We start from the raw sequence: 23,836 nt of genomic DNA, 5'->3' as shown, positions 1-23,836 counted from the left end.
TCCGGCAAGAAGAAAAGAGGCGCGTGCCGTCACGGAGGACCATGATGAAGCTGAGCGATTACAAGGCACTGACATTCGACGTCTATGGCACGCTCATCGACTGGGAAAGCGGCATGATCGCGGGGCTCAATCCTTTGACGGATCAGCTGGATCTCAGCCGCGATCAGATCCTCGAGGCGCATGCCTATCACGAGAGCACCACGCAGCGGGTGACGCCGGCCAAGAATTACCGCGATATTCTGGCCACGGTCTACAAGCGGCTGGCCGAGGAATGGGGGCTGCGGGCATCCTGGGAAGAGGCGCAGGTCTATGGCCGCTCCGTCGAGCATTGGCCGGCCTTTCCCGACAGCCGCGAGGCGCTGGCCTATCTCAAGGACCACTTCAAGCTGATTGTGCTGTCGAATGTCGACAACGCCAGTTTCGCCCATAGCGATGCAAAGCTGGGACATCCCTTTACCGCGGTTTACGTGGCCGAGGATGTGGGCAGCTACAAACCCGATCCGCGCAATTTCGACTACATGCTGGAGCAGCTGGCGCGGCTGGGTCTGACACGCGGCGATATCCTGCACACCGCCGAGAGCATGTTCCACGATCACGGCCCGGCAAACCGGCACGGCCTTGCCAATTGCTGGATCTATCGGCGGCATGACAAGGAAGGGTTCGGCGCGACGATGAACCCCGGCGACATGCCGCGCTACGACATGATGTTCCACTCGATGGCCGATCTGGTGGAGGCGCATCGCGCCGAGCTGGCGGGCTAGCACGACATGGAGCTTGGCCCCTACCTGATGCTCGCCACGCTGGAGGGGCTGGTCATGGCTTCGGTTCTGGCGTTGACGGCGGTGGGGCTGAGCCTCGTTTTCGGCGTGATGCGGGTGGTCAATATCGCGCATGGCGAGTTCTTCATGCTGGGCGCGGTTCTGGCATGGGTGATCGCGCAGATGGTGGGCGGGCATCCCGCGCTGGGCTTTGCCGTGGCGCTGGTGGGCGCGCCGCTGATCGTGGGCGGCATTGCGGTGGCCGCCGACATGACCATCCTCAAAAGGGTGAGTTATGATCCCGAGCGCACGATCGTGGCCACGATCGGACTGCTGTATATCATCCAGCAACTGACGCTGATGGGCTACGGGCCAGAGGCGCGGCCCGTCGAGGCGCCGTTCAACACGCGGCTGGCGCTGCCTTGGGTCGAGATGAAGGAGGGCGCGCTGGCGCTCTACTGGCCTTGGGGGCTGGCCACGACCAGTTACAAGCTGGCGGTGATCGCTGCGGGGGCGGTGGTGCTTTTGGGCGTCTGGGCGATGATGGCGCGCACGCGCATCGGCCTCGTGATGCGCGCGGTACAGGCCGACCGCGACATGGCGACCGCCTTCGGCATCCCGGTCGAGCGGGTGTATGCGATGGTTTTCGGCATCGGTGCGGCGCTGGCCGCGCTTGCCGCCGTTCTGGTCGTGCCGATCAGTCAGGCGCATTACCTGATGGGGGCCGAGCCCTTGCTGCTGGCCTTCACCGTGGTCATCATTGGCGGCCTAGGCAGCCTGCCGGGTACGGTGGTTGCGGCGATCCTGATCGGGCTGAGCGACGGGATGATCTCGGTCTTTTTCTCGCCCACACTGGCCAAGATCATCGCGACGCTGCTGGTGGCTCTGGTGCTGGTCTTTCGCCCTCAGGGCCTCTTCGGCACGCGCAGCGCATGAGCGTGGGCGCGCGGATCATCGCCCTGCATGGCGGGGTTCTGGCGCTGCTTTTGCTCGGGCATTTCGTGCTGCCTGCGTATCATCACGGCAATCTTGCGCGGATCATGGTGCTGGCCAGCTACGCGATGGGCTATAATCTCGTCTTTGGCTATACCGGCCTTCTGAGCCTTGGGCATGCTCTCCTCTTCGGGGCGGGCATGTATGGCATGGGCATGGTGGTGCAGCATGGCGGACTGGGCGCGGCGCCTTCGCTGCTTCTAGGGGTTGCTGCCGGGGCGCTGATGGCCGCCGCGCTGGGCGCGCTCGCGCTGCGCACGGCGGGGGTGGCCTTCATGATCGTCACGCTGATGTTCGCGCAGGCGGGTTATCTGACGGTGCTCTATTTCGGAGAATGGACACGCGGCGACGAGGGGATCGTGGTCGCGCGGGGGGCGCGGGTGCTTTGGGGGATCGACCTGAGCGATGAGGGTAATCGCTACCTCGCGGCCCTTATGCTGTTCGCGCTCGTGATGGCGATTTGCCTTGCCCTGGTGCGAAGCCCGCTTGGCCGGACATTGGTGGCGATCCGCGAGAACGAGGCGCGCACGCGGATGCTGGGCTATGACACGTTCCGGATCAAGCTGATCGCGGTCACGGTATCGGGCGCCATTTCCGGTGCGGCAGGCGCGGCTTATGGCCTTCTCTTCGGCTATGTGGGCGCCAGTTTCGCCAGCGTTGAATACTCGATCCTGCCACTTCTCTGGGTGCTTCTGGGCGGCGCGGGCACGGTTCTGGGTCCGTTCATCGGGACGCTTTTCATGTTCTACCTCATCGACCTCAGCTCGGGCGTCACGACGGCCTATATGCTGATCGCGGGCGTGGCGCTGGTGCTGCTGACGCTCTTCGCACCGCAAGGCATCATGGGTGAGGTGCGCCGTCGCCTTTGGGGGTGGCTGCCATGAGCCTTCTGTCCCTGCGCGGTCTGACCAAGTCATATGACGGCGTGCGCGCCGTGGATGACGTGAGCCTGGAGGTCGGCCCCGGCGAGGTGCGTGCGCTGATCGGGCCGAATGGGGCGGGCAAGACGACGCTGGTCGGCCTCGTCTGTGGGCGGATCGCGGCGGATGCGGGTCAGGTGGTGCTGGACGGGCAGGACATCACGGCGCTGCCGGCGCATAGGCGGACCCGGCTGGGCATGGCTTATACGTTTCAGATCACCTCTATCTACGCGCGCCTGCCGGTGTCGGAGAACGTTGCGCTGGCCGCGCGTCCGCACATGACGGCGGGCCAGGTACCCGGCGCTGTCGCGCAGGTGATCGATCAGGTGGGCCTTACGCGCTACTGCGATGCGCTGGCGGGCGATCTGAGCTATGGCCACCAGCGCCTCGTCGAGATTGCGATGGGCCTGGTAAGCGCGCCGCGGCTCTTGATCCTCGACGAGCCGACGCAGGGTCTATCAGAGGTCGAGATCGCTGCTTTCAAGGATCTGATACGGGGGATGGCGGGCCGCTGCGCGATCCTGCTGATCGAGCATAACATGGATGTCGTCATGGCGCTGGCCGAGCGTGTGACGGTCCTCTCCGCCGGGGCGCTGCTCTTTGAGGGCACGCCGGAAGAGGTGCGCGCCGATCCGGGCGTGCAGGCTGCCTATCTGGGGGCGCCGTGATGTTGGCGCTGGACCGGATCAGCGCGGGATATGATGGCGGCCGCGTATTGCGCGATTTGTCACTGGAAGTGCAGTCGGGCGAGATCCTCTGCCTCATGGGCCGCAACGGTGCGGGCAAGACAACGGCGATGCGCGCGATCATGGGGCTGATCCCGCTGATGGATGGCCGTGTGATGCTGGACGGTACCGAGGTAAGCGCACTGGCGCCGCACCATGTGCCGCGCGCCGGCATCGGCTATGTCCCGCAGGGGCGGCGTCTCTTTGCGGGGCTGTCGGTGGCACAGAATCTGGAGATCGGGATGCGCGCACGGCGCAGCCCGCCCGAGGTTCTGGAAGAGGTTCTGGATCTCTTTCCACGTTTGCGCGAACGCTATCGCCAGCCTGCGCAGACCCTGTCGGGCGGCGAGCAGCAGATGTTGGCCATGGCCCGGGCGCTCTGCCTTCGGCCCAAGGCGCTTTTGCTTGATGAGCCAACAGAGGGGCTACAGCCCTCGATGGTGGCGGCGATCCAGGAGGCGGTGTTGCGCATGCGCGGCCAAGATACGGCGATCTTGCTGGTGGAGCAGCGCATGGATGCCGTTCTCGAGGTGGCGGACCGCATTGCGTTTATCGAGAACGGACGCGGCGGCGCGGTGCTGCCTGTTGATGAATTGCGCGCCGATCTGTCAGTGGCGGCGCGCTATTTAGGGGTCTAGGCCCGGCATCGGCCCGCCGGACCTTGAGTATTTTTGCCAAGATGAAAGGTGGACCGCGGCTATTCTGCCAGACCCTCGGGCTTGCCCACGACGACGAAGCTCAGCTTTTCAGGGTCCAGCAATTCGCGGGCGACACGGTTGATCTGCTCTAGCGTCACGGCATTCACCTTGTCGTTGCGGGTGGTGATGTAGTCGGTGGGCAAGCCTTCGATCTGCATCTCGACAGCGATATTCGCGATGGGGGCATTCCCATCAAAGCGCAGCGGATAAGAGCCGGTCATGTAGGTCTTGGCGTCTTCCAACTCTTGGGCCGTGACGCCGGTATCGCGCATCTTGGCCCATTCATCACGGATGACCTCGATGGCAGTCGCCACGCGGTCATTGGCCGAAGCGACCTGCCCCATCCAGAGCTGCGCGCCGTCGCGGTCCACGAGGTAGGAGTAGACGCCATAGGTCAGGCCCCGCTTCTCGCGGACCTCGTTCATCAAACGGCTCTCAAAACCACCACCGCCAAGGATCTGGTTCAGCAGATACGCTGCAAAGAAATCGGGATCGTCGCGGTCGATGCCGGGCTGGGCAAAGGTGACAACGGATTGCGGCGTGTCATACTCCACAATTGTCGCGCCGCCTGGCAATGTGACATCTGCGGGGCCCGGCAGGGGCACGTCCGACGACTGAGGCAGCCCATCGGTCAGACGCTCGACAAGCTTGGTCAACTCTTCTGCGGTGATATCACCGACTGCGGCGATATAGAGACGGTCGCGCACCAAAGCGGCGCGGTGGGCGGCCACGATATCGTCCCGCGTCAGTCCCGCGATACTGTCCAGCGTACCGTCCTTGGAGGTCGCATAGGGATGATCGCCAAAGGTCTGTGCATCAAACGTTCGGGCGGCGATGTCGCGCGGGTCCTTTTGCTCGCCCTGGATGACCGAGCGGACCTGACCCCGGACCCGGTCTATCGATTTCTGGTTGAACGCAGGTTCGACCAAACTGGTACGCAGCAGCTCGACCGCGGCATCCCTGTTCTCGCTGAGAAAGCGCGCCGAGACACTGAGCGTGTCGTCGCCGACCCCGTAGGAGACGGACGCGGCCAAGGCTTCGGCCTGGCGCGCGAACGCACGGCTGTCCATGTCGCCTGCACCCTCTTCGAGCAGGCCGGTCATCAAGTTGGTCGCGCCACGCTTGCCGGGTTGGTCCAGCGAGGCGCCCCCGCGAAACCGCATTTCCAAGGCCACGAATGGAATGGTGTGATCCTCGACCAGCCACAGATCAATGCCGCCGGGATTGCCCAGATCCTGCACCTCGATCTCGGCCCGCGCGGGCAGGGCGAAAGTCAGTGTGATCAGGCAGGGCAGAAGAAAGCGGGCGATGCTCGGGCGGCTCATTGTGTTGTCTCCGTCGTGGCGTCTTGGGTGTCTGCGGCGGCGGGCGCCGGATCATCGGTGCGCAGCGTGTCCTTGGCACCTGTGTCCGAGGTTGCCTCGGGAATACTGAGATAGCCGGTCACCGATGTTTCGGGCCGGAACACATCCCGCGCCGCCTGCATCACATCCTCGGCGCTGACATTCTGCAGCACGCTCGGCCAGTCCTGAACATCCTCGATCGTCAAACTGGAGGCGAGCGCGGCGCCGTAGCGATTGGCGAGACCGTTCACATCGTCGCGGGCATAGATCTGCGCGGCGCGCATCTGCATCTTGATCCGCTCCAATTGATCCGCATCGACGCCATTTTCGAGGAAGCTGGCAATGACCCCGTCCATCGCGGCTTCGGCATCGGGGAGCGACACGCCAGGCACCGGCACCACCAGCAGCGTGAAGGTGGTGTCATCCAGCGACATGGCGTCGTACCAGGCCGAGGCTTGAACGGCGACTTCATTGTCGAACTGCAGCTTCTCGGCCATGAGGGACGTCGTCCCACCGCCCAGAATTTCGGCGAGAATCGTCAGTGCCGCGGCCTTTTCCTGGGCACCCGGATCCCGCTCGGGGGCGAGGTAGGAGCGCATGAGATAGGGCTGCGCGACGCGTGGATCCTCCATCATGAGGCGGCGGGCAGCCATCTGGCGCGGCTCTTCGGGGCGCATGCGCTCGGGCAGGTCCGGATTGGCGGGAATGGCGCCGTAATGCTCTTGTGCGAGGGCCAGAACCTCGTCCGGCTGCACGTCGCCGGCGACCACGAGTATCGCGTCGTTGGGCGCGTAATACGTGGAATAGAAGTCGCGAGCATCCTGCAGCGTCAGCTTTGGCTGTTCGTGCTGCCAGCCGATGACCGGCGTGCCATAGCGATGATTGAGGTATTGCGCCGCGTTCATCTGCTCGCGGAAAAGGGCGTTGGGATTGTTCTCGACGCGCTGATTGCGCTCTTCGATGATGACATTGCGCTCGGTCGCGACGTTTTCTTCGTCGAGGACGAGATTGACCATGCGGTCCGCCTCCATCTTCATCATCAGTTCCAGCCGATCGGCCGCGACGCGCTGAAAATAGGCGGTGTAGTCGTAGCTGGTGAAGGCGTTGTCGCTGCCACCCTGCTTGGCCACGGTGGCCGAGAATTCGCCGGGGGCCAGCGTGTCGGTGCCCTTGAAGAGAAGGTGTTCAAGGAAATGCGCAACGCCCGAGCTGCCCGGCGGCTCATCCGCAGATCCGGCGCGATACCAGACCATGTGGGTCACGACCGGGGCGCGATGATCCTCGATCACGACCACCTCCATGCCGTTGTCCAACGTGTAGCTGGTCACCTGATCGGTGCCGGTGCCCGCGTTCTCTTGCGCCAGGGCGGCGGCGGGCAAAAGGGTCATGATTGCGATCATCAAGGCGCGCATATGCATCTCTCCGGTTGGTCGGGCAGGTGAGGCGTTGGTTGCAGTGCTTGACTATGTAGATACGGCGCGCGCGTCCGTGTGCAACCCGCGCTGTCAAATCCGTGATCGCGCGCGCATCCTTTGAAACGAAAAACGCCCCGTGCCGAGGTGGCCGGGGCGTGTAATGCGGTACAGTGCTTATTCGGCGGGCGGGGCCGACGGGGTGACGACGCCGCGCTGTGTCAGGCGCCGCTGTTCGGCCTGTGCGTCCAGCCATTGTTTGCGATAGGCATCGGTATAGTCGTCATTGGGGCCAATGTTGAAGATGTTGACCCGCCCGTGACGGCGCCGCACCTGCGCGTCCTCGGCCGCCAGATCGCGCCGCACGCCGGGCGTCACGCCAAAGCGGCTCGCGTGGTTTACCAGCCCGCCATCCGCGCTTGAGACCGCGCCGCTGGGCACGGTGACTGCCGGATTGCCGCCCAGTGCCGCGATACCCGCAGCGCGCGGATTGGGATCGACGAGATTGGCCGCGCCCGGCGTGGGGGGCGGCAGACTGTTGTAACTTTCGGGAGTTTGCAGCGGCCCGGTCGGCAGGATGGCGAATTCATCCGGGCCATTGCCGTCGTTCTTGATACGCGTCAACACTCCATCATTCCGCCCACAGGCGGCGATGGCGAAGGTGATCAGTGTAAGTGCCAGAATGCTGCGGCGCATGGGGGCGGCCCTTCTTTCGCAAAGTGTCCCGGATGGTCTAACGCAATCGCGTGCCCGCGTCACGCAGGCTTTTTGCCGGGGCTGAGGATGATCATTCCGAAGGCGCCTATGAAAATGGCGATGTCGGCCACGTTGAACGCATATGGGTTTGTGAAACCGCAGCAGGACATGTTCAGGAAATCCGCGACCCCGCCATAGAGCAGCCTGTCGATCACGTTACCCAGCGCGCCGCCTACCAGAAGACCCGCAGCGATTTTCTGCCATTTGCCACCCGGCTCGTGATGGACCCACCACAGGACCGCGCCCGAAATCACCAGCGCGACCGCGATCAACACCCAGCGCGTGAGGGGCGAATCCCCGGCCAGCAGGCCGAAATTGATGCCGTAATTCCATGCCATGCGCAGGTTGATAAAGGGCGGCCATACGTCGATCGCCCCCAGAGTACGCAAGTTCATCCAATGCACGACCAGGTATTTCGTGGCCTGGTCCAGCAGGAAGATCCAGAACGCTGTCCAGAAAACCGTTTTCATGTGATGCCCTTTCGAGGCCTGGGCCATCAGTGGCGGAAGTGGCGCATGCCGGTCAGCACCATCGCCAGCCCGGCCTCGTCGGCGGCTTCGATCACCTTGTCGTCGCGCATCGAGCCGCCGGGATGGATCACGGCAGTCGCGCCCGCCTCGGCGGCGGTCAGGAGGCCATCGGCGAAGGGAAAAAACGCGTCGGAGGCCACGACGCTGCCTTGGGTCAGCGGCGCGGAGAGGCCCAGCGCCTCGGCCATGTCTTGGCTTTTGCGCGCGGCGATGCGGCAGCTGTCCACGCGGCTCATCTGGCCCGCGCCGACGCCGACGGTGGCGCCATCCTTGACGTAGACGATGGCGTTCGACTTGACGTGCTTGGCGACTTTCCAGGCAAAGAGCATGTCGGCCATTTCGGCGTCCGTTGGCTGGCGTTTGGTCACGACCTTCAGATCATCGGCAGTGATGTGGCCGTTATCCTTGTCCTGCATCAGGTAGCCGCCCGAAACCTGCCGGATCGTCTGCGCCGCTTCCCGCGGGTCTGCCATGCCTTCGGTGATCAGGAGGCGCAGGTTCTTCTTAGCCTCGAAAATGCGGCGCGCGTCCTCGTCTGCGCCGGGGGCGATCACGACCTCGGTAAAGATCTGGGCGATCTCTTCGGCGGTTGCGCCATCCAGCCGCTGGTTCAGCGCGATGATGCCGCCAAAGGCAGACGTGCGGTCGCAATCAAAGGCGCGGGCATAGGCCTCTTTCAGCGTTGCCGCGCGGGCCACGCCGCAGGGGTTGGCGTGCTTGATGATGGCGCAGGCAGGGCCGTCATCGGGCGCGAACTCACTGGCCAGCTCGAACGCGGCGTCGGTGTCGTTGATGTTGTTATAGCTCAGCTCCTTGCCCTGCAGCTGCTGGGCCGTAGCCACACCGGGCCGCGCGCTGCCGTCGAGATAGAAGCTGGCCGATTGATGCGGGTTCTCGCCATAGCGCAGCACTTGCGCCAGCGATCCGGCAACGGTGCGGCGGCGGGGGGCGCTATCACTCTGCTGCGCGGCCATCCAAGTGCTGACGGCGGAATCATAGGCAGCGGTGCGCGAATAGGCGGTCATGGCCAGCTTCTGGCGGAAGGCCAGTGTGGTGCCGCCATCGTTGGCCTCCATTTGCTCCAGCAGGGGGGCATAATCCTCGGTATCGACGACGACATTGACGAAACCGTGGTTCTTGGCCGCGGCGCGGATCATCGCGGGTCCGCCGATGTCGATATTCTCGATGCAGGTGTCATAGTCGGCGCCGCCTGCGACTGTAGATTCGAACGGGTAGAGGTTGACCACCAGCAGATCGATCGCGCCGATGCCATGTTCGTCCATTGCCTTCACATGCGCGTCATTGTCGCGCAGGGCCAGAAGGCCACCATGTACAGCGGGGTGCAGCGTTTTCACGCGCCCGTCCATCATTTCGGGAAAGCCGGTGACATCGGCCACATCGCGCACCGTCAAACCTGCGTCGCGCAGTGCTTTGGCGCTGCCGCCGGTGCTGAGCAGCTCGACACCGCGGCCCGCCAGGGCGCGGCCCAGCTCGATCAATCCGGTCTTGTCCGAAACGGACAGAAGGGCGCGGCGGATGGGGGCAATATCGGTCATGGGCGGTCCTGCGTTGCGTGTATGTCAGTCATCATCCTGATCGCCGTCCAAGGCGGGGTAGGGAGCGTCCGGCGCCAGATCGCGGATGCTGATCGGCGTGTCCTGCGCCTTGGCGAGCGACCATCTGATGCGGCCCGCATACTCCAGCGCGCGTCCGGATAAAACTATCTGTTTGGACGCACGGGGCCGGATTCGCGATTTTTCCAGATAAACCGACGGCTCCAGCGTGATCTTGGCGCGCGCATCGGTGCGGAATACCCAGATTTCCCCACTGCGCAGTGCCAGCGACACGGCAGCGCCACCCATATCCAGATGCGCGTCCACCTCGGGATGAAGGTGGAAATGGATCTGGTAGGGCACACCCTGCATTCTGGCCGCGTCCATCGCGGCATCGAAGCGGCGCTTGTCCTCGGGGCCGAGGGCCAGCAGCATGTCCTCGCCCGCGACGCCGCGCCCGTCGAAGGTCATCTCGATCGTGCGCGCGTGGGTCAGACCGTACCGCGCGACATAGCCGTCATGGCCGCCCTCAAAGCGCACCCCGTCCGAAGCGTGGCTCATCTGGACGGGAACGTGGCGGGGCGCCTGGGTCAGCCATTCGGCCTCCGCCCCCGGCGGGCCGAGACGCGCGCTGGAGGCGCCATCGACGACAAGGGTGCTGTGCGAGGGCGTCGCACGCCCCGCGCGGCGCCACTCGGCCCCGAACCCGGCGCCCGATCCGCAATTGACGATCACCGGGCGGCGTCCCGAGGTCAGCTCGAACGCCATGGTCGAGGCATGCGCCCCCGCCGAGGCCGCGCCTGTGGGCGGTGGCGCCGCGTCGATGATGACCGATGTGCGCCCGGCGCTGAGCCGCGCGAAGCCCATGGCCAGCCCGCCCTCGCGCCGCCCCTTTACGCCGCTCGCCGCCAGCGCCGTGTCGAGCCGCCCGTCAAAGCCGCGCCCGCCGCCGTGGAAGCGCGCCAGCCCGCCATCCGCGTGGCGCAGGGTCCGCAGCGTCGGCGCGATCCGCCCGGTGGCGGCGATCAGGCCGGGCGCCTCGATTTCGGCCTCGCGCAGCGCCTCGGCGGCCCATGTGAGCAGGGTAAAGACGTCCAGCAATTCCTCGGGGTTGCGGGTGACCAAATGCCCCTCGGCGCCGATATGGGCGCCACATTCGCGGTCCAGCGCACGGGCGGCAGGCCCGGCATAGACGCTCATTCCTTCCAGCGCGATACCGGCATAGATGAGACCGGTCAGCGCCTCGAACCGGGGCAGGCCGGGGGCGGCGGCGTGCCAGCGTTTTCCCAAAAAGAGGGTTTGCTGCGCCAGCGAGCGATAGAACGCGTCGGATACGTGACGCTCTTGCCCTGCCAACAGCAAGAGCGCGTGATTGATCCAGCGGATGATGCGCCGCCCGGTCAGGTCCGGTGTCCAGCCCGGCCCGCGCCCGGCGCCAAAACGGCTGATCCAGTCTTGGGTCCAGTCATGCGCGGCGCGGCGCGCGGGAGCATCGCCTGCGGCGGCCAGATCGTCCAGCCAGCCAAAGCCATGCAACTCGGCCTCGAAGGCGGGGTCAGGCGCGGCGATGTCCCAGATGGATGTGCCGGGCTGTTGCACCAGATGCCCGGCGAACATGAAATTGCCCGCCGCCAGTTGGCGGCCGCGGGCGAAACTGCCGATCGTGCGCGGCTCGGGCGATGACACGAAGGCCGTCGCAGGGCGCGCCCAGACCGCGCGGCGCGCGGCCATGCGGTTCTGGATACGTGTCCAATTTGCGCGAAATCTGCCCGGTGGTGCCATATGCCTCGGTGCCTGCCTCGGATTGGGGGCGCTCTTGTCGGCGCCTCTTTACGCGCAGCTTATCGCGGCGCCCCGGCCAAGTCACCGAAGGAATATGAAATTCGCGTCAGATGCGCAGCATTGCGATATAAAACCCGTCCATGCCGCCCAATTCGGCCCAATAATCGGGGCGCAGGCGCAGGCCGCCCTCCTCGGTGATCCAACCCAGGTCGATGCCGGGCAGGTTCAGTGCCGCGCGATCGACGGTGAGGCCCGGGTGACGGGCCAAGGCCTCTTCGACCTGGCATTCGCCCTCGTCCGGCAGAAGCGAGCAGGTGCAATAAACCAGCCGCCCGCCGGGTTTCAGCAGGCCCAGCGCGTGGTCCAGCATCGCCGATTGCAGCGCGATCAGGTCGCCGATTTCCGAGCCGTCCCGCGCGTGGGGCAGGTCCGGGTGGCGCCGGATCGTGCCGGTGGCCGAGCAGGGGGCATCCAGCAGGATGGCGTCATATTGGCCCTCATGGGTCAATGCATCGCCCGTGACCAAGGCCGCGCTCAGCCCCGTGCGCCCGAGGTTCTCGCGCACCCGCGCCATGCGCGCGTCCGAGATGTCGAGCGCGGTGACTTCGCCGCCCGCCGCGGCCAGTTGCAGCGTCTTGCCGCCGGGCGCGGCGCACATATCCAGCACGGTCTCGCCCTTGGCGACGTTCAGCACCCGCGCGGGAATGGCGGCGGCGGCGTCCTGCACCCACCACTCGCCTGCCTCATAGCCCGGCAGGGCGCTGACCTGGCCCGCATCCGCGATGCGCACCGATCCGGTGGGCAAGAGCGTGCCTCCCACCGCCTCGGCCAACGCAGCGGCATCGCCGCGCGGCGTCAGGTCCAGCGGCGCACCCGCGAAATGCGCCGCCTCGAAGCCTGCGACAGTCTTGGCGCCATACGCCTCCGACAGGGGCGCGCGCAGCCATTTGGGCAGGTGCGGCACGCGCAGGATGGTCCACTCGGCGGGGCCATCCGCGGCGACCTTGCGCAGGACGGCGTTCACCAGCCCCTTGAGCTTGGCGAACCGCTTGTTCCCGGCGGTCATGTTGACGCACTCATTGACAACGCCATGCGCATCGCCGCCCATGCACAGCTCGACCGTGCCGAGGCGCAGGATGTTCTGCACCGTCAAGGGCGGCGGCTTGCGCAGGTGCTTCGCCAGGATCTTGTCCGCCCGCTCGATGCTGCGCAGGGTCTGCGTGGCAAGGCGTTGCGCGCGGGCGCGGTCGGGCGCCTCGAGCCGGTCGAGCGCGCCGGTGGCCAGAAGCTCGGACAGCAGCCGACGCTCGCCCAGGATCTGGTCAAGCAGATGGGCGGCGGCGGTGCGCGGCGACGCGGGCCTGGGCGCGGATTTGGCCTCGAATTTGGACGGGGCGGGCATGGCAATTCCTTGCTGAATGGCGAGCGCGGCGTATATCAGGGGTACGGCTTCAAAGGAACCCATGCCATGACCGACAGCAATGATCCCCGTCCAGATCTTCCCCCCGCCGCGCAGCGTGCGCTGGCCGAGGCCGAAGAGCGCCGCCTGAAGGCCGAAAAGACCGAGCTACCCAAGGAGCTGGGTGGCCGCAAAGAAGGTCTCGAGGCCGTGCGCTATGGCGACTGGGAGAAGAAGGGCATCGCCATCGACTTCTGATGGCTTGACGCCGCCGCGTGCGGCGATCATCGTGCACCGCGTAACAGGGGCGCCCGCAACAGACGGGCTGAGATGCACCCTTTGAACCTGAACCGGATCATGCCGGCGGAGGAAGTTGCGATGAGACGGGGCCCATGCGCGCCCGGTCCGTGGCCAGCCCCCGCCTGCAATCAAGAGGGGATCCCGATGGAGAATGCCGGAACCTACCTGGACCACATGCGCGCCCGCGCGCCTTTGGTGCAGAACATCACCAATTATGTTGCCATGAATGTCATGGCCAATGTCATGCTCGCCGCAGGGTGCAGCCCCGCCATGGCCCATGACGAGGGCGAGGCGGCCGAATTCGCCGGCCTTGCCGATGCGCTCAGTGTCAATATCGGCACGCTCGATCCCGCTTGGCTGCGCTCGATGGAGGCAGCGGCAGGCGTGATGAACGCGGCGGGCAAGCCCTGGGTGCTGGACCCGGTCGCCGTTGGCGCCACCGCACTGCGCCGAGACGCGGGCGCGCGCCTGCTGGCACTGAAACCCAGTATCATTCGCGGCAACGCCTCGGAGATTATCGCGCTGGCCGGGGCGGAGGCCGCTGGCAAGGGCGCCGACTCCGCCGATGCGGTCAGCGATGCCGAGGGGGCGGCGCGGGCGCTAGCGCGGCAGATCGGCGGGGTCGTCGCCGTGACGGGCGCGGTGGATTTCGTCACCGATGGGGACACCGCTTGGCGCGTCCATGGTGGGCATGCGCTGATGCCGCGCATCACGGTCATGGGCTGCTCGCTGACCGGGATCGTCGCGGCCTTTGCCGTGGGACAGGCTGCCCTGCCAGCCACCGTTGCGGCGCTGGCCTATTATGCCGTTGCGGGCGCGATTGCGGGCGAAAAGGCCGCTGGCCCGGCCAGCTTTCAGGTGGCTTTTATCGACGCCCTTCATGCGTTGACCCCCGAGGATGTCACCGCGCGCGCGCGGATCGAGGCGGCATGAGGATCACCGCGCAGGATTTGGGGCCGGTCTATTTCGTCACCGATGCAGGCGCATCAGCACCCGTGGTCGATCAGGTGCGCGCTGCGCTCGCTGCCGGTGTGCGCATCATCCAGCTGCGCGACAAGCAAGCGAGCGACGCGGCTTTTGAGGCGCAGGCGCGGGCGCTTTTGAAAATGACGCGCGGTGCGGGCGCGCGGCTGATCGTCAACGATAGGGTCGATATTGCATGCCGGATCGGGGCCGATGGCGTTCATGTCGGGCAAGGCGACGGGGACATCGCCGGCATACGCGGTGCGATCGGCCCGGATATGGTGCTAGGTCTGTCGGTAGAAACCGAGCCGCAGATAGGCTCTATTCCGCCCGATAGTGTCGATTATCTAGGTGTCGGCCCTTTGCGCGACACGGCGACCAAGCCGGACGCGGCGGCCCCTCTCGGTATGGACGGCATGGCCCGTCTGATCGCGGCGGCGCCCGTGCCATGTGTCGCTATCGGGGGCATTGTCCGTGCCGATGTGGCGGCGCTGCGCACCATCGGCGCTGCGGGCGTTGCAGTGGTTTCGGCCATTTCGCGGGCGGAGCACATGAAAGGCGCCGCGCGCGCGCTGATCACCGCATGGAGGCAGACATGATCCCCAATATCCTATCCATCGCAGGCTCTGACCCGTCGGGCGGCGCGGGCATTCAGGCGGACATCAAGTCGATTTCTGCCAATAGGGGCTACGCGATGGCGGTGATCACGGCTCTGACTGCACAGAACACGCGCGGTGTGCAGGCGGTACAACTCTTGCAGCCAGAGATCATTACGGCGCAGATCGCCAGTATCAGGGACGATATTCGAATCGATGCGGTCAAGATCGGCATGCTGGGCAATGCCGAGATCATCCAAGCTGTAGGGCAGGCGCTGAGAGGTCTGGAGGCGCCTATCGTGCTGGACCCGGTGATGGTCGCCAAGGGAGGCGATCGGCTGCTGGCGGCAGAGGCTGTCGATGCGCTGCGCCAGGATCTATTGCCGTTGGCCGCGCTGATCACGCCCAACCTGCCCGAGGCGGCGGACCTTCTGCGCGTTGACGAAGCGCGGGCCAAGCCCGCGATGCGGGATCAGGCCGAGCAACTCTTGGCGCTTGGCGCGCGGGGCGTGTTGATGAAGGGCGGGCATCTGGGCGGAGCGGACAGCCCCGATCTGCTTCTTCATTCCGGCGGCGCCGATTGGCTGGAGGGCGCGCGCATAGACAGTCCCAACACGCACGGCACGGGCTGTACCCTATCATCCGCAATAGCCGCGCATCTTGGTGCGGGGCGCGACCTGAAAGAGGCGGTAACCTTGAGCAAGATCTACATTGCCAATGCAATTTCTGGGGCCGGGGACTTAAGCGTTGGCCATGGTCATGGTCCGACCCATCACTTTCACGCAAAGCCTAATTAGACCCTATTTCAGCGTCAAATCGGCGCTGCGCCCCGTTCCCTGGTCGGAGATGAACCGGATCGTGTCGCCCTGAATGCGCACGGCTTGGCAATTTTGCCCCAATGGATCGTTGCCCCAATAAAGGTCACGGCAAAAATAGCCATTCTGCCAGTTCCAGGCGCCGGTGACGGGATAGCCGAAAGCGCGGCCCCGAATATCGCCCGAAGGGTTGACGGCAACGCTGATTCCAAGCCGCGTCAGATCGCGCCCCGAGGTTGCGGCGACAAAGGCATCACGCGTCGTGATCTGCTCGAATGCCTGGGCGGCGGCTGGGGCCGATATGGCCGCGATCGAGAGCGCGGCAGCGGTGTAGGTTGTCGAGCGCATTACATTGCTCCTCTGGATACGTTACCAGAGAGAAACGTATAAGGCGCCGTTTCGGATCACATTCGGCGCACGCATCGGCAGATCCGCGCCTGCCCATCAAGGAGCCATGATGACCAGCCTGCCCGATTTCCGCCTCGAGACACATTTCGCAAAATGGGAGTTCTCGGCGCGCCATCACCTGACCGCATCCGATGCCGAGAGCCTGTCCTTGCCGGACCTTCTGGCGATGGCCAGCGATGAGGACCGCGCCGCGTTCGAGACGATGTGGCTGGGCTATACCGAGACATGGGGCATGCCCGCGCTGCGCGAGACCATTGCGCAGACCTACGCGCGCCAGAAGGCAGATGATATCCTGTGCTTTGCCGGGGCGAGTGAGGGAATTTTTGCCGCGAACAATGTGCTGCTGTCGAAGGGCGATCATGCCATCGTCATCACGCCCAATTACCAGTCGCACGAAACCCTGCCGAGCATGATTTGCGAGGCGACGGGTGTGCCGCTGGACCCGGATGATAACTGGTCGCTTGATATTGACCGGATCAAGGACGCAATCCGTCCCAATACGCGCCTATTGACGATCAACTTTCCACACAATCCCACCGGCGCGATCCTGCCGCTGGATCGCTATGCGGCGTTGATCGAGCTATGCCGCCACCACGGCATCTGGATCCTTCATGACGAAATCTTTCACGGGCTCGGCCCTTCGGGCGCCCGGCATCTGCCCTTCGTTGCGGATGAATACGAGCGCGGGCTGAGCCTGGGTGTCATGTCCAAAAGCTATGGCCTGCCGGGGCTGCGCATAGGATGGATTGCCTGCCAGGACCGCGACGTTCTGAGCCGGATGGAGCGGATGAAGCACTACCTGTCGATCTGCAATTCCGGCCCGTCCGAACATCTGGCACGCATTGCCTTGAAGGCGCGGGATCGACTGTTGGCGCGCAATAACGCCATTGTGGACGCGAACCTGCCAAAATGGGACGCGTTCTTTGCCCGCCACCCGGAGCTTTTCGAGTGGCACCGGCCCGATGGCTCCTGCATGGGCTATCCGCGCTATCTGGGCGCCGAGGGGGTCCAAGCCTTTGCGCAGGCCCTGGTCGAAGAGGCGGGCGTGCTGGTGCTGCCCGCGACAATCTATCGCTCGGAGCTGGGCGAGACGCCACAGGACCGGTTCCGGATCGGCTTTGGACGGGCGGGCCTCGACGATGGTCTGGCAGCCTTCGATGAGTGGCTGGCGCGCCGCTAAGTCATGCGAGCTAACGCAGCGCCCAAGGCTTGCCGCCTTGATCGAGGCGGCGTCTCGTGTATCCTTGGGAGTAGAATATGGAGGGTATCATGCCCAAACTCATTCGTTTCTACATCACCCATTGCATCATCGGCTTTGGCCTTGCGGCTGTCTTCACAGGCGCGATCCTGTGGTTGAATGTCGCCAACCTTTGGCACCTGATCAGCACGTCCGATATCGGCCTGATGGCGGTGATCGTGTTTTGGGTTCTCAACGGCATCGTCTTTGCCGGCGCGCAATGCACTGTCGCGATCCTGTTGATGGCCGAGCGAGATGATGACGATGACGAACCGCGCGGTGGCCGGGCCGTACCGGTGCGCGTTGCGGCTAATCGGTAGTCTGAGAGAGATCGCATGAGGGCTCTGGCGCCGCGCGTCGGCGCTCAGCCTTCGTTCAGGCCCAGCACATCCAGCATGTCATAGGCGCCGGGGCTGCGGCCCTGACCCCAGAGCGCGGCCTTGAGCGCGCCGCGCGCAAAAACGGCGCGGTCGGTGGCCAGATGACGCAGCACGATCCGTTCGCCCGCCGCGGCAAAGATCACGTCATGTTCGCCCACTACGTCGCCGCCCCGGATGGCGGCGAAGCCGATATGCCCCCGCGTCCGCGGGCCGGTAATGCCGTCGCGGCCCCTGTCGGCTACCCGGTCCAGTGCGACGCCGCGCCCGGTGGCGGCCGCCTCGCCCAGCATCAGGGCCGTGCCCGAGGGCGCGTCGACCTTCTGGTTGTGATGTGCCTCGACGATCTCGATATCGAAATCCTCGTCGAGGGCGCGCGCGACCTTCTCGGTCAGCATGGTCAGAAGGTTGACCCCAAGGCTCATGTTGCCCGCCCGCACCTGGACGGAGTGGCGCGAGGCGGGGATCAGTGCCTCGATCTCTTCATTTGTAAATCCGGTTGTGCCGATCACATGCACCGCGCGAGCCTGTGCCGCTAGCTTGGCGAAGGCGATGGTGGCGGTGGGCGCCGTGAAGTCGATTACCGCCTGAGCGGGGGCGAATGCTTCGAGCGCGTCATCCGTCACGGTAACGCCCAGCTTGGCGCCGCCCATCGCCTCGCCCACGTCCTGGCCAATCCACGCATGGCCGGTGCGTTCGACCGCGCCGACCAGATGGGCGCGCTCGCTGTCCATTATCGTGCGGATCAGCATCTGGCCCATACGGCCCGATGCGCCTGTCACTGTGATGCCTGGTCCTGCGCTCATGTCGGTGCCTTTCGCTTGGGTGCCGCCTTGATAGCGCGGGCATCACCGCTTGGCAAAGGGCGCCATAGGGACTAAATGCGAAGGCATGGCAAAGAACAAATTCTCCGATGGCGCAGGCCCCACGCAACGACAATTGCAGGTGGGCGAGAACGTGCGCCGCACGCTGGCCGAGGTGCTGTCGCGCGGCGATATCCATGACCCCGATCTGGCCCGCATGTCGGTGACCGTGGGCGAGGTGCGCATGTCGCCCGACCTCAAGATCGCGACCGCCTATGTGATGCCGCTGGGCGGGCAGGGGCAGGAAGAGCTGCCCAGTCTTCTGGCCCGCAACAAGGGCGAGCTGCGCCGCGTCGTCGGCAAGAAGCTGGGTCTGAAATTCGCGCCCGATCTGCGGTTTCGTCTCGATCCGACCTTTGATCAGATGGACGACACGCGGCGTTTGTTCGCGCAGGATAATGTGCAGCGCGATCTAGATGACTAGGCTGCGCCGCGCCGTCTGGCTGGCGCTGGCCATGGCTACCGCGCCGGCCTTGGGACAGGCCGCGGACTGCCGCGAAGAGAGCTTTGACGGTGCCGGCTATATCCTCTGCGAGGTCGACATGCAGGCCGAGGATCTGCGCCTCTTCCTGAAGGACGAAGAGGGCGAGAACCTTGGCAGTTTTGGACGTGTGAACGCCATGCTGGAGCGCGAGGGCGCGGTTCTGGATTTCGCCATGAACGCCGGCATGTATCACTCGGATCGGCGGCCCGTGGGCCTATATGTGGACAATGGCCAGCAGCAGGCGGGGCTGGTCACGCGTGAAGGGCCGGGCAATTTTGGCCTCTTGCCCAACGGCGTGCTATGCGTCCGCGAGGGCCGCGCCGATGTGATCGAGACACTGGTCTTCGACGCCGAGGCCCCCGATTGCCGCCATGCCACCCAGTCCGGGCCGATGCTGGTCATCGACGGCACGCTGCATCCGCGGTTTCTGGTGGATAGTGACAGCGTGTACGTGCGCAACGGCGTGGGGACCAGCGCGGATGGCACGCGCGCGGTTTTTGCGATCTCGCAGGGGCCGGTGAATTTCCACAGCTTCGGGCGGCTTTTCCGCGATCATCTGGGTCTGCCGCAGGCACTCTACTTTGATGGCAATATCTCGCGGCTCTATGCGCCCGCGCTGGGACGCAGCGATATCGGCTTTGCCATGGGGCCGATCATCGGCACCGTGCAGCGCGTGCCGCCTGCCGAGTAAAACCGGCGCCTATTCCTAGGCTTTTGCGGCATTCGCCTTAGGTTTGGCGGGTGGCGCGCCTATTGGGCCGCTGAGACCGGCCAAAGGATGCACGCGATGAGCGCGGAGAAAACACTGAATGACGGGCCGGTCGGCCGCGCGCTCTGGTCCGTCAGTGCGCCCATGACCATCGGCATACTCGGGGTTGTCAGTGTCGGTCTGGCAGATGCGTTTTTCCTCGCGCGCGATGGCGAGACGTCGCTGGCGGCGATCGGCTATGTCTTTCCTGTCATCACCGCGCTGACGTCCCTGTCCATCGGGCTGTCGGCGGGCACAAATACGGTGATCAGCCAGGCCATCGGGCGCGGCGAGGACGCCGAAGACCGCCGCCGCATGACGCTGCACGCGATGACACTTGCGCTGGGCCTGTCCTGTGCCGTGTCGCTCCTCGTTTATCTGCTTGCGCCCTATCTCTTTGGCGCGATGGGCGCCGAGGGTGAGGTGCTGAGCGCCATTTTGGGCTACATGCGCTTTTGGTGTCTCAGCTTTCCCTTCTTGGTGACCAGCATGGCGCTGAACGCCGTCTTTCGCGCGGCAGGGCGCAGCGGTGTCGCGGCGACGACGATGCTGATGCAGGCGCTGCTCAATATTGCGCTCGATCCGGTGCTGATCTTTGGGCTGGGGCCGATCCCGGCGCTCAGCATGGATGGCGCCGGTCTGGCCTCGCTGATTGCGCGGATGGCGTCGTTTACCGGGCTGCTGATCTTTGCCACGTCTATCGGCACGGTACAGTTTAGCGCCGCACCCTGGCGGGGTTTGATGGCCTCGATGCGCCGCATTGTGCGGGTGGGGGCGCCCGCTGCCATGTCGAACGCGATCAATCCGCTGGGCATGGCCATTGTCACCGGATTTGTGGCCACCATCGGCGACACCGCCGTTGCCGGATTTGGTGCCGCGACGCGCGTGCAGGGGGTGGTGGTCGTGCCGCTGTTGGCGCTGTCATCGGGGATCGGGCCGGTGGTGGGTCAGGCCTGGGGCGCGGGAAATGAAGAGCGCGCTCGAAAGGGTCTTCGCATTTGCCACGCCGCTTGCGTGATCTTCGGCCTGTCGGTCGCGGCGCTGCTCTTGATCTTTGCCGGGCCTCTGGCGGCCATCATGACCTCGGGTAGCGAGGCGCAGGCCTATACCGCCACCTATCTGCGCATCGCAAGCTGGGGGTTTCTGGGCTACGGCATCCTCATCACGGCCAATGCCGCGATGAATGCGCGCGACCGCGCCCTGTGGTCCATGAGCCTGAGCGGCACGCGCATCTTCGCGCTTTACGTGCCGATGACCTGGGCCGGTGTGCAGCTGGGCGGATATGGCGGCATGATCGTCGGGGCACTGGTCGCCAATCTGATCAGCGGCTGGGTCTCTCTGGTGATGGTCCGCTCCGTAGGTCTCGGGGTGATCGACTGGGCGCCTGTGCGGGTGCCGTCAAGGTGGCTGTCGGCGCGGCTGGGGGCGCAGGGGCTACCCGCGCCCGATTGACAGGCCCGCACCCTTGGGCTAGCCCGCCCTCTTTCACTACCGAGGGCAAGGCGCATGGCACGCAAACGCAAGGGTCGCGATATCTCCGGATGGCTGGTCGTGGACAAGCCGGCGGGCATCACCTCGACCTCCGTGGTAAACAAGGTGCGCTGGGCGCTTCAGGCCAAGAAGGCGGGTCATGCGGGAACCTTGGATCCCGAAGCGACGGGCGTTCTGGCCGTGGCTCTGGGCGAGGCGACCAAGACGGTTCCCTACATCACCGACGCGCTCAAGGCCTATCGCTTCGAGGTGCGCTTTGGCGCCGCCACGAATACCGACGATGCCGAGGGCGAGGTGATTGCGTCCAGCGACGCGCGACCCTCGGATGACGAGATCAAAGAGGCGCTGCACCAGTTCGCGGGCGACATAATGCAGGTGCCGCCGAAATTCTCGGCGGTCAAGATCGACGGGCAGCGCGCGTATAAACTGGCGCGCGACGGCGAGGATGTGACGCTTGCCGCTCGGCCCCTCTTCGTGGACGAGCTGCTGCTGGCGGACAGGCCCGACGCCGACACTGCCGTTCTGGAAATGGTCTGCGGCAAGGGCGGTTATGTGCGGTCGATCGCGCGTGATCTGGGCAACGCGCTGGGCTGTCATGGGCACGTGACGTGGCTGCGCCGCGTCTGGTCCGGGCCGTTCGAGGCCGATGAGGGCCTGACGCTGGATCGGATCGATGAATTGGCCCATGATCCTGCGCTGGATGCTCATATCCAACCGCTGGAGGTGGGCCTTACGGACCTGCCCGAGCTACGCTGCACCCCCGAGGGCGCCGCCAAATTGCGCAACGGCAATCCCGGCATGGTTTTCGCCAGTGACGTCGAATACGGCGATGAATGCTGGGCTTCGCTCGATGGGCGAGCTGTGGCCGTGGGTATTTACAAGGCGGGCGAATTGCACCCCTCGCGCGTCTTTGTGGATGCGGAATGATCACGCGCACTCATCTCAAGGGCGATGCGGCCTCGACTGCCGTTTATTCGGATTGCGAGCGATACCGTTACTCCCTGACCCGCATCTGGGACGACAGGGGCGGGCGGGTGCATTTCATCATGCTGAACCCCTCGACCGCGACCGAGATGCAGAATGATCCCACGGTCGAGCGGTGCGAGCGCCGCGCGCGGACGCTGGGCTTTGGCGCGTTCCGGGTCAGTAATATCTTTGCGTGGCGCGATACCGACCCGCGCAAGATGCGCGCCGCCGCCGACCCCGTTGGACCGTCCAATGACGCCGCCATCCTTGAGGGCGCGGACTGGGCGGAATGCAACGTGGCTGCATGGGGCACGCATGGCGCGCATCTGAACCGGGGTGCCGAGGTTTTGGCTCTTTTGCAACGCGCTGGCGCGGCGTTGCATCACCTTGGTCTGACCAAGGACGGCCACCCGCGCCATCCGCTGTACGTGGCCTACGCGCATCAACCGCAGCTGTGGGACATGTCGCACAGCCGTTAACCAGTTACCCGGAATCCATTGGGAAAAACGCCTGCTAGGGCGCAGAATGCCGTGGGTTATTGGGATGTGTTACGATGCTGATGCTGGCTGGCCTTCTGGGCATGGTGGCGCTCGGGGCGAGCGCTTTGGTGGGATTCTCGGGCTATGACGAGGATGAGGAAACCGCCCGGCAGGACATCCCCGAAGAGGATGCCGATGGCGCCGATCAGTCTCAGAGCAACGTTCTGGATTTCATGCGTCCGGATCCTGAATGGGATGCCGTGACGCTGGATACGCCCGATGCCGCGCAGGCCTTTGACGCTGGCGCGCCCGAGGATCCGGACTTGGCGGGTGTCGACGCGCGATCGGCTGATGCGGAGGCGGACCTCGATTCGGATGATGCGGCCGAAGAGGCCGATCCGCCCGAGGAGAAAATCACAGCCGGTACAGCGCATGATAATTCCATTTCAGGATCTGACGCGCGCGATGTCGCCAATGGCTATGACGGCGCCGACACGCTGACCGGTGCTGCGTCGGACGACCAGTTGTGGGGTGGGCTTGGCGCGGATTGGCTCAGCGGCGGCGCGGGCGACGATACGCTGAACGGCGATGCAGATGACGATACGCTGAGCGGTGACGAGGGCGATGACAAGCTGTACGGGCATGAAGGTGCCGACGATCTGTCGGGCGGCGACGGGGCCGATAGCCTTGTCGGTGGTGATGGGGGCGATACGCTCGCCGGGGGCGCGGGCGACGATACGTTGCATGGCGGGCTGGGCGATGATTGGCTTACAGGCGGCCGGGGCAGTGACATCCTGTTCGGCGGCTGGGGCAACGACACGCTGTCGGGCCTGGAGCAGGAGTCGGAGACTGATGACTGGGATGACCTCGATGTGATGGACTTCCTAAACGGCGGTGGTGGCGACGATGTAATCACCGCCGGTGCCGGTGATGTGGTCACGACCGGCGAGGGTGCCGATACGGTCATCCTGGGGGATTGGCTGTCTGCAGCGCATCAGGCCGAGATCTTGGATTTCGAGCCGGATGAGGATACGCTGATGGTCATTTACGATGATCTTCAGGGGGACGTGCCCGAGGTTGGCCTGGCCGCCGATCCCGAGGACGCCGGCCTCATGCGCGTCATAATGAATGGCGTCGCCATCGCGGCGGTCAACAATGCCGCAGGTCTGAACGCGGGCCATATCACCCTCCTTGGCTCCAGCCTCCTGGAGAGCGGCTTGCGCGGCTGATTGGGGCACTT

The 23,836-nt window shown here is 65.1% G+C and carries 26 protein-coding genes and 1 riboswitch; of the genes, 17 read left to right on the top strand and 9 right to left on the bottom strand.

The annotated features are described in order from the left end of the window. Window positions 1–41: 41 nt before the first annotated feature. From BW975_RS00450 to BW975_RS00430, 5 genes are read left to right on the top strand one after another with little or no spacing between them, the layout of a single operon-like run. Complete coding sequence (locus tag BW975_RS00450) at window positions 42–761, top strand: haloacid dehalogenase type II (RefSeq protein WP_212634887.1); 720 nt, start codon at window positions 42–44, stop codon at window positions 759–761. Window positions 762–767: 6 nt separating this feature from the next. After that, window positions 768–1,694, top strand: coding sequence for a branched-chain amino acid ABC transporter permease (locus tag BW975_RS00445; RefSeq protein ID WP_076530032.1), 927 nt, complete (start codon window positions 768–770; stop codon window positions 1,692–1,694). Then, on the top strand, window positions 1,691–2,635 hold the full coding sequence (locus BW975_RS00440; protein ID WP_076530030.1) for a branched-chain amino acid ABC transporter permease: 945 nt from the start codon (window positions 1,691–1,693) through the stop codon (window positions 2,633–2,635). The genes BW975_RS00445 and BW975_RS00440 overlap by 4 nt, the downstream gene beginning before the upstream one ends. Next, complete coding sequence (locus tag BW975_RS00435; RefSeq protein WP_076530028.1) at window positions 2,632–3,339, top strand: ABC transporter ATP-binding protein; 708 nt, start codon at window positions 2,632–2,634, stop codon at window positions 3,337–3,339. Before BW975_RS00440 ends, BW975_RS00435 begins: the two co-directional genes overlap by 4 nt. Beyond that, on the top strand, window positions 3,339–4,034 hold the full coding sequence (locus BW975_RS00430) for an ABC transporter ATP-binding protein (RefSeq protein WP_076530026.1): 696 nt from the start codon (window positions 3,339–3,341) through the stop codon (window positions 4,032–4,034). The genes BW975_RS00435 and BW975_RS00430 overlap by 1 nt, the downstream gene beginning before the upstream one ends. 59 nt (window positions 4,035–4,093) lie before the next feature. On the opposite strand, the gene BW975_RS00425 is transcribed toward BW975_RS00430, so the two are convergent. From BW975_RS00425 to BW975_RS00395, 7 genes are all read right to left on the bottom strand, one after another. Next, complete coding sequence (locus tag BW975_RS00425; protein WP_076530024.1) at window positions 4,094–5,419, bottom strand: M16 family metallopeptidase; 1,326 nt, start codon at window positions 5,417–5,419, stop codon at window positions 4,094–4,096. Then, window positions 5,416–6,825 (bottom strand): M16 family metallopeptidase, encoded by a 1,410-nt coding sequence (locus BW975_RS00420; RefSeq protein WP_244512554.1) that lies wholly within the window; start codon window positions 6,823–6,825, stop codon window positions 5,416–5,418. Before BW975_RS00420 ends, BW975_RS00425 begins: the two co-directional genes overlap by 4 nt. 201 nt (window positions 6,826–7,026) lie before the next feature. Next, window positions 7,027–7,545, bottom strand: a complete 519-nt coding sequence (locus tag BW975_RS00415; RefSeq protein ID WP_076530022.1) for a DUF3035 domain-containing protein — start codon at window positions 7,543–7,545, stop codon at window positions 7,027–7,029. A 59-nt stretch (window positions 7,546–7,604) separates the two neighbouring features. Beyond that, window positions 7,605–8,075, bottom strand: a complete 471-nt coding sequence (gene lspA / locus BW975_RS00410) for a signal peptidase II (RefSeq protein ID WP_076530020.1) — start codon at window positions 8,073–8,075, stop codon at window positions 7,605–7,607. A gap of 26 nt (window positions 8,076–8,101) precedes the next feature. Then, window positions 8,102–9,691 (bottom strand): bifunctional phosphoribosylaminoimidazolecarboxamide formyltransferase/IMP cyclohydrolase, encoded by a 1,590-nt coding sequence (purH, locus tag BW975_RS00405; RefSeq protein WP_076530018.1) that lies wholly within the window; start codon window positions 9,689–9,691, stop codon window positions 8,102–8,104. Window positions 9,692–9,715: 24 nt separating this feature from the next. Beyond that, window positions 9,716–11,470, bottom strand: a complete 1,755-nt coding sequence (locus BW975_RS00400) for a heparinase II/III family protein (protein ID WP_076530016.1) — start codon at window positions 11,468–11,470, stop codon at window positions 9,716–9,718. A gap of 106 nt (window positions 11,471–11,576) precedes the next feature. Beyond that, window positions 11,577–12,872, bottom strand: a complete 1,296-nt coding sequence (locus BW975_RS00395) for an RsmB/NOP family class I SAM-dependent RNA methyltransferase (RefSeq protein WP_076530015.1) — start codon at window positions 12,870–12,872, stop codon at window positions 11,577–11,579. Window positions 12,873–12,938: 66 nt separating this feature from the next. Between BW975_RS00395 and BW975_RS00390 the strand changes: the two genes are divergently transcribed. The 4 genes from BW975_RS00390 (at window position 12,939) to thiD (ending at window position 15,525) form a co-directional block, all read left to right on the top strand. Then, window positions 12,939–13,127: a DUF1674 domain-containing protein gene (locus tag BW975_RS00390; RefSeq protein WP_076530013.1), complete on the top strand. Its 189-nt coding sequence runs from the start codon at window positions 12,939–12,941 to the stop codon at window positions 13,125–13,127. Window positions 13,128–13,162: 35 nt separating this feature from the next. Then, window positions 13,163–13,258, top strand: a riboswitch (TPP riboswitch). Window positions 13,259–13,313: 55 nt separating this feature from the next. After that, the gene (gene thiM / locus BW975_RS00385) at window positions 13,314–14,102 is read left to right on the top strand and encodes a hydroxyethylthiazole kinase (RefSeq protein WP_076530011.1); all 789 of its coding nucleotides are present in this window, start codon (window positions 13,314–13,316) and stop codon (window positions 14,100–14,102) included. After that, entirely contained in the window at window positions 14,099–14,731 is a 633-nt protein-coding gene (gene thiE, locus BW975_RS00380; protein WP_076530009.1) for a thiamine phosphate synthase, read from the top strand. Before thiM ends, thiE begins: the two co-directional genes overlap by 4 nt. Beyond that, a complete protein-coding gene (gene thiD, locus BW975_RS00375) occupies window positions 14,728–15,525 on the top strand; it encodes a bifunctional hydroxymethylpyrimidine kinase/phosphomethylpyrimidine kinase (protein ID WP_076533222.1) in 798 nt (265 codons plus the stop codon). The genes thiE and thiD overlap by 4 nt, the downstream gene beginning before the upstream one ends. A gap of 3 nt (window positions 15,526–15,528) precedes the next feature. On the opposite strand, the gene BW975_RS00370 is transcribed toward thiD, so the two are convergent. After that, entirely contained in the window at window positions 15,529–15,891 is a 363-nt protein-coding gene (locus BW975_RS00370) for a dihydrodipicolinate reductase (protein ID WP_076530008.1), read from the bottom strand. 109 nt (window positions 15,892–16,000) lie between these two features. Between BW975_RS00370 and BW975_RS00365 the strand changes: the two genes are divergently transcribed. Together BW975_RS00365 and BW975_RS00360 are read left to right on the top strand one after the other, a co-directional pair. After that, the gene (locus tag BW975_RS00365; RefSeq protein ID WP_076530006.1) at window positions 16,001–17,131 is read left to right on the top strand and encodes an aminotransferase class I/II-fold pyridoxal phosphate-dependent enzyme; all 1,131 of its coding nucleotides are present in this window, start codon (window positions 16,001–16,003) and stop codon (window positions 17,129–17,131) included. 89 nt (window positions 17,132–17,220) lie between these two features. Continuing rightward, window positions 17,221–17,508 (top strand): hypothetical protein, encoded by a 288-nt coding sequence (locus BW975_RS00360; protein WP_076530005.1) that lies wholly within the window; start codon window positions 17,221–17,223, stop codon window positions 17,506–17,508. Window positions 17,509–17,552: 44 nt separating this feature from the next. Here the strand turns inward: BW975_RS00360 and dapB are convergent, their stop codons facing one another. Next, window positions 17,553–18,371, bottom strand: a complete 819-nt coding sequence (gene dapB / locus BW975_RS00355; protein WP_076530003.1) for a 4-hydroxy-tetrahydrodipicolinate reductase — start codon at window positions 18,369–18,371, stop codon at window positions 17,553–17,555. Between the two features lie 85 nt (window positions 18,372–18,456). Here dapB and rbfA point away from each other — a divergent pair, with 85 nt between their 5' ends. The 6 genes from rbfA (at window position 18,457) to BW975_RS18325 (ending at window position 23,825) form a co-directional block, all read left to right on the top strand. Continuing rightward, window positions 18,457–18,852, top strand: a complete 396-nt coding sequence (gene rbfA / locus BW975_RS00350; protein WP_076530001.1) for a 30S ribosome-binding factor RbfA — start codon at window positions 18,457–18,459, stop codon at window positions 18,850–18,852. After that, complete coding sequence (locus BW975_RS00345; RefSeq protein ID WP_092746215.1) at window positions 18,845–19,603, top strand: phosphodiester glycosidase family protein; 759 nt, start codon at window positions 18,845–18,847, stop codon at window positions 19,601–19,603. Before rbfA ends, BW975_RS00345 begins: the two co-directional genes overlap by 8 nt. 96 nt (window positions 19,604–19,699) lie before the next feature. Next, complete coding sequence (locus tag BW975_RS00340; RefSeq protein WP_076529999.1) at window positions 19,700–21,112, top strand: MATE family efflux transporter; 1,413 nt, start codon at window positions 19,700–19,702, stop codon at window positions 21,110–21,112. Between the two features lie 54 nt (window positions 21,113–21,166). Continuing rightward, the gene (truB, locus tag BW975_RS00335; protein ID WP_076529997.1) at window positions 21,167–22,078 is read left to right on the top strand and encodes a tRNA pseudouridine(55) synthase TruB; all 912 of its coding nucleotides are present in this window, start codon (window positions 21,167–21,169) and stop codon (window positions 22,076–22,078) included. After that, window positions 22,075–22,596 carry a DUF1643 domain-containing protein gene (locus tag BW975_RS00330; RefSeq protein WP_076529995.1) on the top strand — a complete coding sequence of 174 codons (522 nt, stop codon included), beginning with the start codon at window positions 22,075–22,077 and terminating at the stop codon, window positions 22,594–22,596. The genes truB and BW975_RS00330 overlap by 4 nt, the downstream gene beginning before the upstream one ends. Before the next feature lie 74 nt (window positions 22,597–22,670). Then, on the top strand, window positions 22,671–23,825 hold the full coding sequence (locus BW975_RS18325; RefSeq protein WP_083686933.1) for a calcium-binding protein: 1,155 nt from the start codon (window positions 22,671–22,673) through the stop codon (window positions 23,823–23,825). Window positions 23,826–23,836 lie beyond the last annotated feature (11 nt).

Origin of the sequence: Roseovarius nanhaiticus (assembly GCF_900156535.1) — a bacterium.
Lineage (GTDB): Bacteria > Pseudomonadota > Alphaproteobacteria > Rhodobacterales > Rhodobacteraceae > Roseovarius > Roseovarius nanhaiticus.
The sequence above is the reverse complement of the archived record's forward strand: the minus strand, read 5'-3'. Positions and strand labels throughout refer to the sequence as shown.

Excerpts from the sequence above, each read along its gene's own strand:
- BW975_RS00450 (WP_212634887.1), top strand. The coding sequence starts at position 42 with ATGATGAAGCTGAGCGATTACAAGGCACTGACATTCGACGTCTATGGC.
- BW975_RS00445 (WP_076530032.1), top strand. The coding sequence starts at position 768 with ATGGAGCTTGGCCCCTACCTGATGCTCGCCACGCTGGAGGGGCTGGTC.
- BW975_RS00440 (WP_076530030.1), top strand. The coding sequence starts at position 1,691 with ATGAGCGTGGGCGCGCGGATCATCGCCCTGCATGGCGGGGTTCTGGCG.
- BW975_RS00435 (WP_076530028.1), top strand. The coding sequence starts at position 2,632 with ATGAGCCTTCTGTCCCTGCGCGGTCTGACCAAGTCATATGACGGCGTG.
- BW975_RS00430 (WP_076530026.1), top strand. The coding sequence starts at position 3,339 with ATGTTGGCGCTGGACCGGATCAGCGCGGGATATGATGGCGGCCGCGTA.
- BW975_RS00425 (WP_076530024.1), bottom strand. The coding sequence starts at position 5,419 with ATGAGCCGCCCGAGCATCGCCCGCTTTCTTCTGCCCTGCCTGATCACA.
- BW975_RS00420 (WP_244512554.1), bottom strand. The coding sequence starts at position 6,825 with ATGACCCTTTTGCCCGCCGCCGCCCTGGCGCAAGAGAACGCGGGCACC.
- BW975_RS00415 (WP_076530022.1), bottom strand. The coding sequence starts at position 7,545 with ATGCGCCGCAGCATTCTGGCACTTACACTGATCACCTTCGCCATCGCC.
- lspA (WP_076530020.1), bottom strand. The coding sequence starts at position 8,075 with ATGAAAACGGTTTTCTGGACAGCGTTCTGGATCTTCCTGCTGGACCAG.
- purH (WP_076530018.1), bottom strand. The coding sequence starts at position 9,691 with ATGACCGATATTGCCCCCATCCGCCGCGCCCTTCTGTCCGTTTCGGAC.
- BW975_RS00400 (WP_076530016.1), bottom strand. The coding sequence starts at position 11,470 with ATGGCACCACCGGGCAGATTTCGCGCAAATTGGACACGTATCCAGAAC.
- BW975_RS00395 (WP_076530015.1), bottom strand. The coding sequence starts at position 12,872 with ATGCCCGCCCCGTCCAAATTCGAGGCCAAATCCGCGCCCAGGCCCGCG.
- BW975_RS00390 (WP_076530013.1), top strand. The coding sequence starts at position 12,939 with ATGACCGACAGCAATGATCCCCGTCCAGATCTTCCCCCCGCCGCGCAG.
- thiM (WP_076530011.1), top strand. The coding sequence starts at position 13,314 with ATGGAGAATGCCGGAACCTACCTGGACCACATGCGCGCCCGCGCGCCT.
- thiE (WP_076530009.1), top strand. The coding sequence starts at position 14,099 with ATGAGGATCACCGCGCAGGATTTGGGGCCGGTCTATTTCGTCACCGAT.
- thiD (WP_076533222.1), top strand. The coding sequence starts at position 14,728 with ATGATCCCCAATATCCTATCCATCGCAGGCTCTGACCCGTCGGGCGGC.
- BW975_RS00370 (WP_076530008.1), bottom strand. The coding sequence starts at position 15,891 with ATGCGCTCGACAACCTACACCGCTGCCGCGCTCTCGATCGCGGCCATA.
- BW975_RS00365 (WP_076530006.1), top strand. The coding sequence starts at position 16,001 with ATGACCAGCCTGCCCGATTTCCGCCTCGAGACACATTTCGCAAAATGG.
- BW975_RS00360 (WP_076530005.1), top strand. The coding sequence starts at position 17,221 with ATGCCCAAACTCATTCGTTTCTACATCACCCATTGCATCATCGGCTTT.
- dapB (WP_076530003.1), bottom strand. The coding sequence starts at position 18,371 with ATGAGCGCAGGACCAGGCATCACAGTGACAGGCGCATCGGGCCGTATG.
- rbfA (WP_076530001.1), top strand. The coding sequence starts at position 18,457 with ATGGCAAAGAACAAATTCTCCGATGGCGCAGGCCCCACGCAACGACAA.
- BW975_RS00345 (WP_092746215.1), top strand. The coding sequence starts at position 18,845 with ATGACTAGGCTGCGCCGCGCCGTCTGGCTGGCGCTGGCCATGGCTACC.
- BW975_RS00340 (WP_076529999.1), top strand. The coding sequence starts at position 19,700 with ATGAGCGCGGAGAAAACACTGAATGACGGGCCGGTCGGCCGCGCGCTC.
- truB (WP_076529997.1), top strand. The coding sequence starts at position 21,167 with ATGGCACGCAAACGCAAGGGTCGCGATATCTCCGGATGGCTGGTCGTG.
- BW975_RS00330 (WP_076529995.1), top strand. The coding sequence starts at position 22,075 with ATGATCACGCGCACTCATCTCAAGGGCGATGCGGCCTCGACTGCCGTT.
- BW975_RS18325 (WP_083686933.1), top strand. The coding sequence starts at position 22,671 with ATGCTGATGCTGGCTGGCCTTCTGGGCATGGTGGCGCTCGGGGCGAGC.